11 protein-coding genes are annotated in these 13905 nt (G+C 64.0%); 2 read left to right on the top strand and 9 right to left on the bottom strand.

Annotation, left to right across the window (positions count from 1 at the left end):
• The first annotated feature begins 333 nt into the window (after nucleotides 1–333).
• A complete protein-coding gene (locus tag AB0Y14_RS09505) occupies nucleotides 334–933 on the top strand; it encodes a TetR/AcrR family transcriptional regulator (protein WP_436589019.1) in 600 nt (199 codons plus the stop codon).
• A gap of 158 nt (nucleotides 934–1091) precedes the next feature.
• Here the strand turns inward: AB0Y14_RS09505 and AB0Y14_RS09500 are convergent, their stop codons facing one another.
• From AB0Y14_RS09500 to AB0Y14_RS09475, 6 genes are all read right to left on the bottom strand, one after another.
• Nucleotides 1092–2837: a pyruvate dehydrogenase gene (locus AB0Y14_RS09500; RefSeq protein WP_436589018.1), complete on the bottom strand. Its 1746-nt coding sequence runs from the start codon at nucleotides 2835–2837 to the stop codon at nucleotides 1092–1094.
• 720 nt (nucleotides 2838–3557) lie between these two features.
• Nucleotides 3558–5405, bottom strand: a complete 1848-nt coding sequence (locus AB0Y14_RS09495) for an MDR family MFS transporter (RefSeq protein ID WP_436589124.1) — start codon at nucleotides 5403–5405, stop codon at nucleotides 3558–3560.
• 62 nt (nucleotides 5406–5467) lie between these two features.
• On the bottom strand, nucleotides 5468–6139 hold the full coding sequence (locus AB0Y14_RS09490; RefSeq protein ID WP_436589017.1) for a TetR/AcrR family transcriptional regulator: 672 nt from the start codon (nucleotides 6137–6139) through the stop codon (nucleotides 5468–5470).
• 166 nt (nucleotides 6140–6305) lie between these two features.
• Nucleotides 6306–7712 carry a class II fumarate hydratase gene (locus tag AB0Y14_RS09485; RefSeq protein WP_436589016.1) on the bottom strand — a complete coding sequence of 469 codons (1407 nt, stop codon included), beginning with the start codon at nucleotides 7710–7712 and terminating at the stop codon, nucleotides 6306–6308.
• A gap of 64 nt (nucleotides 7713–7776) precedes the next feature.
• A complete protein-coding gene (locus AB0Y14_RS09480; RefSeq protein ID WP_436589015.1) occupies nucleotides 7777–8412 on the bottom strand; it encodes a carbonic anhydrase in 636 nt (211 codons plus the stop codon).
• 75 nt (nucleotides 8413–8487) lie between these two features.
• A complete protein-coding gene (locus AB0Y14_RS09475) occupies nucleotides 8488–9189 on the bottom strand; it encodes a DUF4245 domain-containing protein (protein WP_436589014.1) in 702 nt (233 codons plus the stop codon).
• Nucleotides 9190–9397: 208 nt separating this feature from the next.
• On the opposite strand from AB0Y14_RS09475, the gene glpX reads away from it, so the two are divergent.
• Complete coding sequence (gene glpX / locus AB0Y14_RS09470; protein ID WP_436589123.1) at nucleotides 9398–10396, top strand: class II fructose-bisphosphatase; 999 nt, start codon at nucleotides 9398–9400, stop codon at nucleotides 10394–10396.
• Nucleotides 10397–10534: 138 nt separating this feature from the next.
• On the opposite strand, the gene AB0Y14_RS09465 is transcribed toward glpX, so the two are convergent.
• The 3 genes from AB0Y14_RS09465 to purE all read right to left on the bottom strand — a co-directional run bounded on the left by AB0Y14_RS09465 (nucleotide 10535) and on the right by purE (nucleotide 13880).
• Nucleotides 10535–11536, bottom strand: coding sequence for a lipid II:glycine glycyltransferase FemX (locus AB0Y14_RS09465; RefSeq protein WP_436589013.1), 1002 nt, complete (start codon nucleotides 11534–11536; stop codon nucleotides 10535–10537).
• A gap of 17 nt (nucleotides 11537–11553) precedes the next feature.
• Nucleotides 11554–13170, bottom strand: a complete 1617-nt coding sequence (locus AB0Y14_RS09460) for an LCP family glycopolymer transferase (protein ID WP_436589012.1) — start codon at nucleotides 13168–13170, stop codon at nucleotides 11554–11556.
• 83 nt (nucleotides 13171–13253) lie between these two features.
• Entirely contained in the window at nucleotides 13254–13880 is a 627-nt protein-coding gene (gene purE, locus AB0Y14_RS09455; RefSeq protein WP_436589011.1) for a 5-(carboxyamino)imidazole ribonucleotide mutase, read from the bottom strand.
• Nucleotides 13881–13905 lie beyond the last annotated feature (25 nt).

Below are 13905 nucleotides of genomic sequence, written 5' to 3'. Positions count from 1 at the left end.
ACTTCCGGTCGGCCCAGGTGATCAGCCGTTGACCGTAGGCCACGGAGAATCCGATGGAGAAGGCGGACAGGGCGTGGGCGGAGGCGGCATGGCCGCGGGAACGCAGGTCCACGACGTTTGCACCCAGCAGGTCCAGGCCCACGAGAGGAGCCATGGCGACGAGCGCCGGACCCCATGCGGGTCGGCGCGCAAGATACCGCAGCGCCGGGCCGGACAGGAGAAACACCCAAAACCCGGTCTCGCAGGCGATGATGATGGCCAAGGACACGGTTCCCCTGTGGTGGTACACCCGTACCACCCAGAAAGTAGCACATATGTACTACCATCGGGAACGTGCCGAAGAGAATCGATGTGCAAGCTCGCAAGGAACAGCTGGCCGCAGCCGTGTGGGACACCATCGTCGAGAAGGGCATTGGAGCGGTCTCGGTGCGTACGGTCGCCGAAGCGGCCGGCGTCGCGGTAGGTTCCCTGCGACACGTATTTCCCACCCGTGCAGAATTGATCGAATTCTCCGCCCGGCTCATGATCGACAAAGTCTCTGACCGTGTGGCCGGCCTCCAAAGGACCGGCGACGAGCGCACCGACGTCGTGGCAATCCTCTCCCAGTTCTTGCCGTTGGACGCACAGCGGCGTGCCGAGCTCGAGGTCAACCTCGCCCTGATCGCCGAGACTCCGGCCTTACCGGAACTGCAGGGCATCCGCGACGATGCGACCCGGGCCCTGCGGGCGGCCTGCGTCCGGCTGGCCGAGCGGGTGAGGGGAAACGCCGTGAGTTTCGAGGATGCCCTGGCGGGGCAGGGCGACCAGCGTCGGGGCGCGACGCTTCACGCGCTGGTCGACGGCCTGGCGCTGCATCTGCTGGTGGATCCCGCCGCCGAGGAGGAGGCTCTGGCCATCGTGCGCGCTCAGATCGATACGCTGGCCGAGACGTAGGGAGACGGGCGGGGCCGAGTCCTCGCTGCTCGGGGAGCGACGCGCCTACCGTTGAGGGAGAAGCGTACCCGATGACGGCGTCCCGAACACACGAAATCCCGGCCGCCCCCCGAGAATGAACTCGGTTGCCGACCGGGACTGTGCGCTTTCTGAGGGGGCTACCTCAGCGCGTTGATGTTGCGCATGTTCGAGCGTGCCATCGACACGGCCTCGCCCGCACCGCGGTTGAACACGATCTTGGACATTGCCGTCGCGAATCCGAAGACCATGCTGTTGTTGATCTGCGGCGGGATCGACAGGGCCTGCGGATCAGTGATGATCTCGATGACGCTCGGGCCCTTGTGCGCCAGAGCGTCTTCGTAGGCCTTCTGCAGTTTCTTGGGATCGGTCACCCGTACCCCGTGGAAGCCCATGGCCTTGGCCACATCGGCGTAGTTGATGTCCGGAACGTCCACGCCGAAGTCCTGGAGACCGTCCATCATCATTTCCATCTTGACCATACCCAGCGTGGAGTTGTTGAAGACCACGATGTTCAGGGGCAGCTGGTACATGGACGCGGTCGCGAGCTCACCCATCAGCATCGAGAGACCGCCGTCGCCGGACATCGAGATGACCTGACGATTCGGGAATGCGACCTGCGCGCCGACGGCCTGCGGCAAGGCATTCGCCATCGAGCCGTGGAGGTACGATCCGAGCAGGCGCCGGGTTCCGAGCGGGTTGATGTACCGAGCGGACCAGACGTTGCACATGCCGGTGTCTGCGGTGAAGATCGCGTCGTCGTCGGCGACCTGGTCAAGCAACGAGGCCGCATACTCCGGGTGGATTGGCTTGTGCTTCTCCACGTTGCGCGTGTACGCGCCGACGGCCTTGTTCATGATCGTGTCGTGGCGCTTGAGCAGCTTCTCGAGGAACTTGCGGTCCTTCTTCCGTTCGACCAACGGGAGGAGCTTCTCCAGCGTTTCGAGGACACTGCCCTCGATTTGCAGGTCGACGTCGGTGCGGCGACCCATGTGCTCCGGCGCGATGTCGACCTGAATGGTCTTGGTGTCCGGCAGGAACTGGTCGTAGGGGAAGTCCGTGCCGAGCATGATCATCAGGTCGGCGTCGTGGATGCCCTCGGCGGCCGCGCCGTACCCCAGAAGACCGGTCATTCCGACGTCGAACGGGTTGTCGTACTGGATGAAGTCCTTGCCACGGAGCGAGTGCCCGATGGGGGCCGCGACCTTGTCGGCGAATTCGACCACGGTGTCGTGAGCGCCCTTGGCACCGGCACCGACGAACAGTGCGATCTTGGACGCCTTGTTCACCTCGGCGGCGAATTCCGCGATCGTCGCCTCGGAAGGCACCTTGGGCGAGCGGCGCAGGGTGCCGATGGCGGGAGCGTCGACCGATGCGTCCTCATCGGCAAGATCACCTGGGAGCGTCACCACGGAGACGCCCGAACGACCGACGGCGTAGCGAATGGCGGTCGAGAAGACCCGCGGAGCCTGATCGGTTGTGGAGACGAGTTCGTTGTAGACGCTGCACTGTTCGAACAGGCGGTCCGGGTGGGTCTCCTGGAAGTAACCCTGACCGATCTGTGCACTGGGAATGTGGGAAGCGATGGCAAGCACGGGGGCCTGCGAGCGGTTGGCGTCGAAGAGTCCGTTAATGAGGTGCAGGTTGCCCGGACCGCAGGAACCCGCACACACCGCGAGCTCACCGGTCAGCTGCGCCTCGGCGCCGGCAGCGAATGCGGCGGCTTCCTCGTGGCGCACGTGAACCCAGTCGATACCGCCCTTTCGTGCACCGCCCGTGGCGCGCACGGCGTCCACGATCGGGTTCAGAGAGTCCCCGACGATGCCGTAAATGCGGTGAACACCGGCCTCGATCAGCTGTTTCACGATCTGTTCTGCGAGTTTCACTGTTCCTCGATTCCTTGTCGATCGGATTCGACCTAACTCAATCACGCTTCTGCACAATTCAACCAGGGCCCAAAACGCACTATTCCGCTTTTTCCGCGCTTGAGTGTGGAATCACAGGGGGATGTGAACCGGAGCCATCGTGGTGATGCTCGGGGCGTCAGCCGGCGGTCTGGCTGCTGGCCGAGCGTCCGACCCACGGGGCGCGAGGTGGCAATCACGTGCGGCCCGGTGGTGCGAGGTGGCAATCACGTGCGCCTTTCGCGCGGAATACTGCACGTAGTTGCCACGTCCAGGGTCCCGACGACGTCGCGCGCTGGTGGGTTGCTCTGGCGGTGCAATTTTGCGTGGGGGTTACCCGAATCGGAGGCGTTTGCCCCTATGAGGAGGCGGTTTAACCGCCACCCAACGCAGGGAAACGCCACGCCAGCGGGTAACCGCCACCGAACTTCCGCCCAATCTCCGCGTCCGTCCAGGTTTTCGTGCCGGCAACCCCCTCTGAATCGGGCAACCACCACGGAACCGTACATCGGCCCCATACGGAAGGTCCGCACCAGAACCGGAACCAGAATCAGCACCAACGTCAGGCCCCACTGTGAGGTGAGGTGTGTCCGCGCCCCCGGCACCCGCAGGCCACAGCCCCCGCCCAAAGGCCCCCGCCGTCGCCCCCGCCCCCACGGAGGCGACGGTCAGGGAGGTGAAGGAGCGGCCAGGACGCTCCTCCTACCCTGAGTGGTGCTCGCTCTGCTCGGCCGGAGCGGCGTGGCGCGGCCGGTACCCGACCGAACCGTCGGAGGCGTCGGCTCGACCATCGGCGTCCGCGTGCGAATCGCGAACCTTCGCGTCCGAACCATCGGCTTCCGTCGAAGCATTTGCCGGTTGCCCCTCCGGATCATCGGCACGAGCGTCGTCGTCGGAGGAGTGGATGATCGGCTGCGACGCCGTCACGACGGGGAAGCCTCCCGTGGCCAACTGCTGGTAGGCGGCTTCCGCCTCCTCGCCGTCGACGGCTTCGCCACGAGCGACCATGCCTGATACCGAACGGAGCGGGATTTCCTTGAGGAAGAACGCCAGGACGAAGGCCAGAGCCATGAACGGCAACAGGTACCAGAACACCGGTGCCAAGGAATCGGCGTAGGCCGTGACGATTCCGTCCCTGAGGAAATCGGGCATGTCATCGAGCATTTGCGGGGTCAACGACGACGCCGAGTCGGCTCCTCCGCCCTGAGCGGCCGCTGCCTGTGCGGCCTGCGGCGGTAGCGAGTTGAAGACGTCGGTCAACTTGGTCGACAGGTGAGAGGTGAACATGGCCCCGAAGATGGCCACGCCCACCGAGGACCCCATCTCGCGGAAGTAGTTGTTCGCACTCGTCGCCGTGCCCAACTGGGTGAACGGAACCGAGTTCTGTACGACCAGGACGACCACCTGCATGATCAGCCCGAGTCCGAATCCGAAGCAGAACAGCATCGAGCAGACGACCCACACCGGGGTGTCGGCGCTCAACGTGGTCATCCAGACCATGACCATGGAGGTCACCAGAGTACCCACGATGGGGTAGGCCTTGTATTTCCCGGTCTTCGAGATCAGATTTCCGGAGACGATCGAGGTCAGCATCAGACCGGCCATCATCGGGAGCATGAGCAGGCCCGAGGCCGCGGCGGAGGTTCCTGTGGACATCTGCAGGAAGGTCGGGATGAATGCGAGGGCCGCGAACATGCACATGCCGAGGAAGAACCCGATGGCGGTGGCCACGATGAAGATGCGGTTCGTGAACAGGGAGAGCGGAATGATGGGGTCGCTCGCCCTGGACTCGGTCAGCACGAAGACGACCCCGGCCAGAAGCGCTCCGGCGCCCCACATCCAGGTCTCCATCGCCTGCCAACCGTGGCTGTCCGATCCGCCGAAGTCGGTGAAGAAGATCAGGCATGTTGTGGTGATCGAGAGGAAGATGACGCCCAGAATGTCGATCCGGTTCTCCGGCCGATGCGACGGCAGACGCAGGAAAACGATTGCCACGAGCAGGGCGAGAACCCCGAGCGGCACGTTGACATAGAAGCACCACTGCCAGCTCAGGTGGTCGACGAAGAAGCCGCCGAGCAGGGGAGCAATCACGGCAGACATGCCGAAGACCGACCCCATGACACCCATGTACCGGCCGCGTTCCTTGGCGGGGATGATGTCACCAATGATCGCCTGGGCGAGGATCATCAGCCCGCCGCCACCCAGGCCCTGGATAGCGCGGAAGATCACGAAGAACCAGAAGCTCGTGGCGAGGGAAATGACGAGAGACGCCCCGGTGAAGATCACCAGCGCGATCAGGAAGAGATTGCGTCGCCCCAAGGTGTCGCCGAATTTGCCGTAGATCGGCATGACCAGGGTCGAGGCGAGCAGATAGGCCGTGGTGACCCAGGTCTGGTGTTCGACTCCGCCCAGGTCGCCGACAATGGTCGGAAGGGCCGTCGACACGATGGTCTGGTCCATGGAGGCCAGGAACATGGCCACCAGAAGTGCGGCGAAGATGGTCCAAATCCGCCGTTTGGTCAGCAGGAACTTGCCGTCGGCATTCGTCAGTTTCTGATCGCGTCGCGACGTCCTGCCCGCCGCCGGGGCCGCGCTCTGCGCGGAGGTACTGGTCACTGTGTCTCCTGTGAGGTCTTATTCGTCGCGTCGTCCATGGGGAGGAAACCCATGCGGGCGACGTCGTTGTAGGTCTGGATGAGCTGGTCCGGTCCGTATCCCGCGGTGTCGGCCAGATGTTCTATGTAAATGTGGTGGACCGCTTCGACGGTCTTGAGCGCGATCGCGCGCTCCGCGTCCGTCAGGTGTGGATGGCGCTGCCTGAGAAGCTCCGAACGCTCCTGGAAGTTGGCTTCGGCCCGTTTGACGAAATGGTCGATCAGTTTGGGATTCTCGGTCAGGACGGTACGGATACGACGCATCAGCGCAGGCCGCTCGGAGTCCAAACGAGATCGCTCGATGTCCGCACGCAACGCGATGATCTCGCCAACCACCGAGCTGTCGGGCGATCGGTACGCCCCCGCCAGGTACTTCTCCCGGTAGCTGTCCTGGATGGCCTCGCCCTCCAGGTCGAAGATCGCGTCTTCCTTGCTCGAGAAGTAGTTGAAGAACGTCCTGCGCGAGATGCCTGCCCGGGCGGCGGCCTCGTCGACGGTGAATCCGTTGAGTCCGTGCTCCTCGGTGAGATCGAGGCATGCTTCGTGGATCGAGCGACGCGTTTCTTGGCGTTTGCGTTCCCGGAGCCCTTCGGTCCTGGAATCCTTGTCCGAAGATTCACTTTCTGTCACAAAGTGTATTTTTGCACTGCTCGACCGGTCGTGCAATCGGATGGTCTGTGATTTATGACTACGCGTGCAGGTGGGCACAGACGACAAAGGGCCGGCGTCGTCGTGGGAAGTGGGAAGTTCACGACGGCGCCGGCCGGGTCGCGCGCAAAGGCGCGTGTCTTGGAGCCTAGTTGTTGCCGAGCATCTTGGTCACGTCGAGCGCCTCGTCGAGCTGCTCCTCGGTCACCTCGCCGCGTTCGACGTAGCCGAGTTCGACAACGGCATCGCGCACGGTGGTCTTGTGCGCCACCGCGTGCTTGGCGATCTTCGCCGCGGCCTCGTAACCGATGAGCTTGTTCATGGGCGTCACGGTCGACGGTGATGCCTCGGCCAGGAAGCGGGCACGCTCTTCGTTGGCCTCCAGCCCATCGATCATCTTCTCGGCCATGACCTGGGTGGAGTTGCTGAGCAGACGAATCGACTCCAGCAGGTTCGCGGCCATGACGGGGATGCCGACGTTGAGTTCGAAAGCACCATTGGTCGAGGACAGCGCGACGGCGGTGTCGTTGCCGATGACCTGGGCCGCAACCTGGATGACGGCCTCGCAGATCACGGGATTGACCTTGCCGGGCATGATCGACGAGCCGGGCTGCAGATCCGGAATGCGAAGTTCTCCCAGGCCGGTGTTGGGGCCGGAGCCCATCCACCGGATGTCGTTGCACATCTTCATGAGCGAGTACGCGATGGTCCGCAACTGCCCGGACGCCTCCACGAGGCCGTCGCGGTTCGCCTGGGCCTCGAAGTGGTTGCGCGCCTCGGTCAGGGGCAGGCCCGTCTCTTCCGCGAGCAATTCGATCACGCGGGCCGAGAAGCCGTCCGGAGTGTTGATGCCGGTTCCGACTGCCGTGCCGCCGAGGGGTACCTCCGCGACGCGGGGGAGGGCCGCATCGATGCGTTCGATTCCGTAACGAATCTGTGCGGCGTACCCGGAGAATTCCTGCCCGAGGGTGACGGGGGTGGCGTCCATGAGGTGGGTGCGACCGGACTTGACGACGTCCTTGAACTCTTCGGCCTTCTTCTCGAGCGCGGTGGCCAACTGGTCGAGGGCGGGCTTCAAATCATTGATGAGGGCGCCCGTCACGGCCACGTGCACCGAGGTCGGGAAAACGTCGTTGGAGGACTGCGAGGCATTGACGTGATCGTTCGGGTGGACCTCGATGTCCTGGGACTCGAGGGCACGTGTTGCCAAGGTCGCCAGGACCTCGTTGGTGTTCATGTTGGAGGAGGTGCCGGAGCCGGTCTGGAACACGTCGATCGGGAAGTGGGCGTCGTACTCGTGGGAGATGACTTCGTCCGCGGCGTTGCGGATGGCCTCTGCCCGGTCACGATCCAGGACGTCGAGTTCCAGGTTCGCCTGGGCCGCGGCTTTCTTGACGCGCGCGAGCGCGGCGATGTGGGCCGGCTCCAGAGTCTTGCCGGAGATCGGGAAGTTCTGTACGGCACGCTGGGTCTGCGCGCGGTACAGTGCGTCGGCGGGGACGCGGACTTCACCCATGGTGTCGTGTTCGATGCGGAATTCTGTATTTTCAGCCATACCGCCAGTTTAGGACGCCGACGCCTGTATTACCGCTCCGAACGAACGAGCAGGCAAGATGCGTCTACGAATCCAAATCGTGTGAGGAGAAGACGAGCTCGGCCTTGCCATCGCGCAGGTTGTAGAACATGCCGACGACGGCCGTGCGGTTCTCCTCGACGGCGGCCGAGATGACCTTCGACTGGTCGATCATGCGCTCGGCGACCTGGCGGGTGTTCGTACGAACCATGTCGTTGAGCGAGGCGTCGTCGCCTGTCGAACGGCGGGTTTCGATGACGGCCGGCATGATCTCCTCGACGAGATTGCGGACGAATCCAGGCGGCATGTCGCCCGAGTCGTAGGACTGGTTCGCGGCGGTCACCGCACCGCACGAGTCGTGTCCGAGTACGACCATGAGGGGCACATCCAGTTCCGCGACGCTGTATTCCAGCGAACCCAAGGATGCGCTGCTGAGAACCTGGCCAGCGGTGCGGACCACGAAGGTGTCCCCGAGACCGAGGTCGAAGATGATCTCGGCGGCCAGCCGGGAATCGGAGCATCCGAAAATCACCGCGAAGGGGTTCTGCCCCTCGGCCAGGGACTCGCGTCGCGTGGCGTCCTGGTTCGGGTGATTGGGCCTGCCCTCGACGAACCGTGCGTTGCCATCGGCAAGGCGCTTCCATGCTTCCTGCGGACTGATACGAGCCTGGCTGTCGGACATGTTTCGCGCGGCCTTTCGTGGTGTGGGTGCGGGGGATCCGTGTCGGACCTACGCCTTGGACCATATTAGCCCGGGTCAGCCGTCACTCTGGGACGGGCTCTCGGTCGGTGAGGCCGCACCGTCGTCCTGGAGGGATGCCACGGACTCATGGGCGAGCTTCGCGAATTCGTCCTTTTCCGCGTCGCCCGACAGGATGAGCGTGGTTCCATTGACCTCACCCACGTAGGCGGTGGTTCCGTCGCCATCCTTCTTGTCCTGCTTGACGCGGGTGCTCCAGGTGATGCCGTCGATATCGGTCTCACCCGTGGGAGGCGCCGCATCCGTCTTCTGCGAAACCCAGGTCGGGTTTTCCTTATTGGTCTGGGTCACAGTGATGAAGCCCTGTGACGGGGTCACGAACCCGGCCTCCCAGAACGGGACACCGTCCGTGGACCCCGAATTCCATCGAGCGAAATTCGCGTGCCAGTCGTCATCCAGGCGGGGAGCGACCACGGGGTAACCGGCCGTCTCGCTGGCTTCCCGGGCCGTCTTGGTGAGGTCGACGTCGGGACGGTACGTGTCGTTGTCCGGCCTGGGTACGAGCCACAGGAAGGGAAGCAGAATGAGCAGGAGAGCGATCATCGAGAAAACCATGGCCCTGACCGGCGTGTTGAGCCGTTTGACCTGTGACTCGGTGAGTTGAGGCGTCACGGGCAGGTCGTCACCGGCGGCCGTGGACCCCGTGGACGTCTGCCGGTCTGACGTGTCTTCGTGGTTCTCGTGGTTGGATTCGCTCACCTGGCCATTCTGCCGCAGGCGGGATCGTGCTCAAAGCTGACCCAACGAACTCGCGGGATCTTCCACGGTTCTGCACAGTCGTTCTTGTGTCGGCGGACTATCGAACAAGTAAGCTGGGGTGAGCACCCGTGTCGGGCAGAATTGTCCACGGACACCGCGAGGCGCTCCGCAGGACGGTGCGCTGAGCACGACAACTTCGAAGGCGAGGATCTCTGTGTCGGAAGCGAACGAACAGAACAACCAGGCTGACCGCAACCTAGCGCTCGAGCTGGTCCGGGTCACTGAGGCCGCGGCCATTGCGGGAGGCAACTGGGTCGGGGCAGGTGACAAGAACTCGGCCGACGGCGCGGCCGTGGACGCGATGCGCAACATGCTTTCGACCGTCCACTTCAACGGAACCGTCGTCATCGGCGAGGGCGAGAAGGACGAGGCCCCCATGCTGTTCAACGGCGAACAGCTCGGTGATGGGGACGGCCCCGCGCTCGACGTCGCCGTGGACCCCGTGGACGGAACTCGTCTGACGGCCCTGGGCATGAACAACGCCCTGTCCGTGATCGCGGTCGCGGACGGTGGGTCGATGTTCGATCCCTCGGCCGTTTTCTACATGGAAAAACTCGTGACGGGTCCCGACGCCGCGGATCTCGTGGACCTGCGCCTGCCGGTCAAGCAGAACCTGCACTTGGTCGCCAAGGCCAAAGGCAAGCGGATCAACCAGCTGACCGTCTGCATCCTCGACCGCCCGAGGCACGCGCAGCTCGTCGAGGAAGTCCGGGCCACCGGCGCACGGACCCGAATGATTCTGGACGGCGACGTCGCCGGTGCCATCGCGGCCTGCCGGGAGAACACCGGCGTGGACGTCATGCTCGGAACGGGCGGTACGCCGGAGGGAATTGTGGCCGCCTGCGCGATCAAGGCGACCGGGGGCATCATCCAGGGGCGTCTGGCGCCCAAGGACGACGAAGAGAAGCAGAAAGCCATCGACGCGGGCCACAATCTTGACACGGTCATGACCACCAACGAGCTGGTCACCAGCAACAACTGCTTCTTCGCGGCGACGGGCGTGACAGACGGCGACCTCTTGCGGGGTGTCCGTTACTCCGGGAACCGCATCAACACGCAGTCGATCGTCATGAGGTCGAAGTCCGGCACCGTGCGCATGGTCGAAGCCGAGCACATTGCCGAGAAATGGGACAAGTACCAGCGGTAGACCTTGCCACCCGGTCATTGGCGGCCCGGCGGGCCAGGGAGAACCCCTGGCCCGCCGGGCCGTTTCTGTATCCTCAACCCGCCCGCCGTCGCCGGGGGAGGGGACGAGTCCGGCAACCTGGCGGCATAGACCCGTAACCTACCGTTTGACGACGGACCGCAGCCGCTTCACCGTGGCCGAGACGGAGTTCTTGATCGCGGGCAGACCGGTGTCCCGAGCCGAATAGGCCCATCGATAGGCCTTGTAGGGGAGGGCGCGGACGGGGAGATCCCAAGTTCCGGGGAGCGTGACCGGGTACCCGCCGAAGGACTTCTTGAACCCGGTGAAACCTGCCCACGGGTGATTCGGTTCGCCTTCGGGAGCGATCCCGAACATGTCGAATCTCTTCAACCCCTTGGCCTTGGCGTCCAGCATCATCGTGGACACGAGAGGATTGTTGGCGCTGAGCCGGCGATGTTCGAAGGACATGGAGGCGTGCGCGTAGGTCCTGGTGTCCTTCGAGTCGTACACCAGGGCGGCGCCGATCGCTTCGCCGTCGACCCGGGCAAGGTAGAGGGAGGCCGCGCCCAGGGGCATGAGAGAGCGGGCCGCCTGAGTCAGGTAGTCGTCCTTCTGACGATTGAAGCCGACCCGCTCTGCCGTCTTGTTCAGGTATTCCAGCAACACCGATACGTCCGCCGGATCGTGGGACTCCTCGAAGCTGACACCCTTCTTGTGGATGTTCCGGTGCAAATTCCTGTTCGTCGACTTCATCCCCTTGAGGATCGCGTCCTCGTCCTGGGTCAGGTCGACCATCCACGTGTGGCTGGGCTGGATCTGGCGGGGCGCGAAATGCAGGCCTCTCTCCTTGAGGTCCTCGGCCTGGTCCGCGCCCTCCGGGAACATCTCGTCCCGGGTGGGTTCGAGACGGACGAACAGGCACTTCTTGCTCGCGGCCAAGTCGCGGAGGTCCTCGAGGGCGCGCGTGAAACCTTCGGGGGAATCGGCGATCGGTCCGTACGGGCAGTACAGGTACCGCCCTGTGCGGCCTCCCTCCAGGGTGGCGAGGTAGGAGTACCCCTGGCCGTTCTTTTGGAAGACCTCGTGGCCGAGATCGCGCTGGAACGTTGCCCACGCGTCGGACTGCAGAATTGTGCTCATTCTTCCTATCTTAAGAGTCAGGGAACGGAGCAGGTGCCGTTCTCGGTCAGGTCGGCGGCCTGCTGGACGTCCAAGGAGCCGGAAGTGCCCGTGTCGCCGGTGGCCTGGGACTGGCCGCTCAGGCCAAGAACCTGGGCCATCACGAGCGGGTTGACCGAGGCGACGGGTGTCTTTCCGCCACCGGCCCCGTCCGCGGCCTGGGTGTCCGGGGTCTTGCCGTCCTTGGAGTCATGGATGACCTTGTCGACCGAGGAGCGGAACTCATCGTAATCGGGGTAGGTCGGGAAGTCCTCAGGGAAGTACGGCGGGGCCATGCCGTACTGGATGAGGTCGTGATCCTTCGCCTTGAGCCCCAGATCGACGAAGCTCGACAACTGGTTCTCGGGGATATCGGTTTCGATGATCTTCTGACCGGCATCCGAGATGTCCTGGAACCGGGTGAGGACCGTTTGTGGATCAAGCTGCTTGAGCATCGCGGACTGGACACACCTCTGGCGGGCCTCACGGTCGTAATCCGAGGCACCCTCACGGGACCGTCCGTACCAGAGCGCGTGGAACCCGTCCAGGTGCTGTTTGCCCGGTTCGATGTAGCCGTCGATCGGATTCTGTTCGCCCGTCATCTCGTCGTGGCCACCACCGATCGGAACGCGACCGCCCACGTTGATATCGATCCCACCCATGGCGTCGATCAGCTTGGAGAATCCGTCCATGTCCACCAGGACATACGACTGGATCGGCAGGCCAGTGATCCCTTCCGCGGCATCCTTCATGGCCTCGGCCCCGGCGTCCTTCGAGTCCGGGTACAGGTCCTTGTGGTCATTGGCGACATCGGGGTACAACGCGTTCAGGATGCACTCGTCGCCGCAGTTGTAACCGTCCGGGTAGACGTCCCACAGGGGCGAGTCCTTGGCGAACTGGGCGTTCTGCATATTGCGGGGCAGGGAAATCGTGACGGCCTGACCAGTCTTCGCGTCCACGCTGAAGACCGTCATGGAGTCGGGGCGGCGACCGACGCGATCGTCGCCTGCGTCGCCACCCATCAGAAGGAAGTTGTACCGCCCGTCGACGGGTTTCATCTTGGGCCCCTGAGCGAAGATACCGCTGACGGCTCCGCGTCCGACATTGACGAGGTAGGCCGAGTAGCCGACGCCGCCGGCCGTCAAGAACAGGAGCACCACGAAACCGATGATCACGGCCGGGCGCATTCCCTTGGCGAGAAGGACCGGTCTGATCAGTCGTAGCGTGTCGAAGAAGAGCAACGCCCAGAAGATCGCGAGGGCGATGAGCACGATCATCAGGACCAATGAAATGAATCGGCCGGTGACAAGCTCGATGACCCAGGCCCGATGGACCAGCCAGGTGAGCACCAGAAGAATGATCAGAGCCCACACGCACAGGGTGACCGTCAGGGCCACGCGTCCGACCTTCCGGTTTCCCGCGACGAGCTGAGCGGAACCTGGAATCACGGTGGTCAGAATCAGCAGCAGCCAGGCCCTTTTGGTGCGCGTGACCGATCCACCGGACCGGGGGTTGCGCAAAGGATCCGTCATGCGCGAGCCGCCGGCCCGTTCGTCAAGTCCGCGGGCTGCCTCGATGTCGTCCGAGGGGTCGTGGTTGCTTGGGGGAGTAGTCATGATCGACCCGATCTTACAGTCTGACCAGCGAAAACACGTGGCTTTGCCGGAGGAGTTGGGGGAAGTCTGAGCAGGCGCTCAGGTTAGGGAGCGTAGCCGGCCGGAGGATCGTCGTCGTAATCTTCCACGGCCTCGGGCGTGCGGTCCGATGCGGCGTGGCCATCCGGCCCGTCGTTGTCTTGTTTCCGGGACCGTACCTTCTGCGCGAGGGCGACGCCCTTGTCCTTCGCCGTCTGCCTGAGTCCTTCAGCGTATTCGGCCAATTGCCCGCGGAGTTCTTCCGCCTCCTTGGTGTCCCCGGCGCCGAGAATGCGCACGGCGAGAAGACCAGCATTCTTCGCGCCATTGATGGACACGGTCGCGACCGGGACGCCGGCAGGCATTTGTACGATCGAGAGCAGAGAATCCATGCCATCGAGGGTCTTGAGCTGGACAGGGACCCCGACCACGGGCAAGGACGTCACTGAAGCCAACATGCCCGGCAAATGGGCCGCGCCCCCGGCCCCGGCGATGAGGACACGGATGCCGCGCTCTTCCGCGGTCTTGCCGTACCGAATCATGTCCTCAGGCATCCGGTGCGCCGAGACGACGTCGGCCTCGTACGACACGCCGAAGTCTTCGAGGATCTCTGCGGCCGGCTCCAGCGTCGGCCAATCGGAATCGGACCCCATGACCAGACCGACGAGAGGGCTATCCAGGGACTCATTCATTGTTTCTCCTTCACGCTGATCGACC

The sequence above is a fragment of the Rothia sp. HC945 genome (assembly GCF_051370785.1).
Lineage (GTDB): Bacteria > Actinomycetota > Actinomycetes > Actinomycetales > Micrococcaceae > Rothia.
Note: the sequence above shows the minus strand (reverse complement) of the source record. Positions and strands in the feature narration are given on the sequence as shown.

Coding starts and splice junctions, on each gene's coding strand:
- purE (WP_436589011.1), bottom strand. CDS start 13,880: ATGAATGAGTCCCTGGATAGCCCTCTCGTCGGTCTGGTCATGGGGTCC.
- AB0Y14_RS09480 (WP_436589015.1), bottom strand. CDS start 8,412: ATGTCCGACAGCCAGGCTCGTATCAGTCCGCAGGAAGCATGGAAGCGC.
- AB0Y14_RS09485 (WP_436589016.1), bottom strand. CDS start 7,712: ATGGCTGAAAATACAGAATTCCGCATCGAACACGACACCATGGGTGAA.
- AB0Y14_RS09460 (WP_436589012.1), bottom strand. CDS start 13,170: ATGACTACTCCCCCAAGCAACCACGACCCCTCGGACGACATCGAGGCA.
- AB0Y14_RS09465 (WP_436589013.1), bottom strand. CDS start 11,536: ATGAGCACAATTCTGCAGTCCGACGCGTGGGCAACGTTCCAGCGCGAT.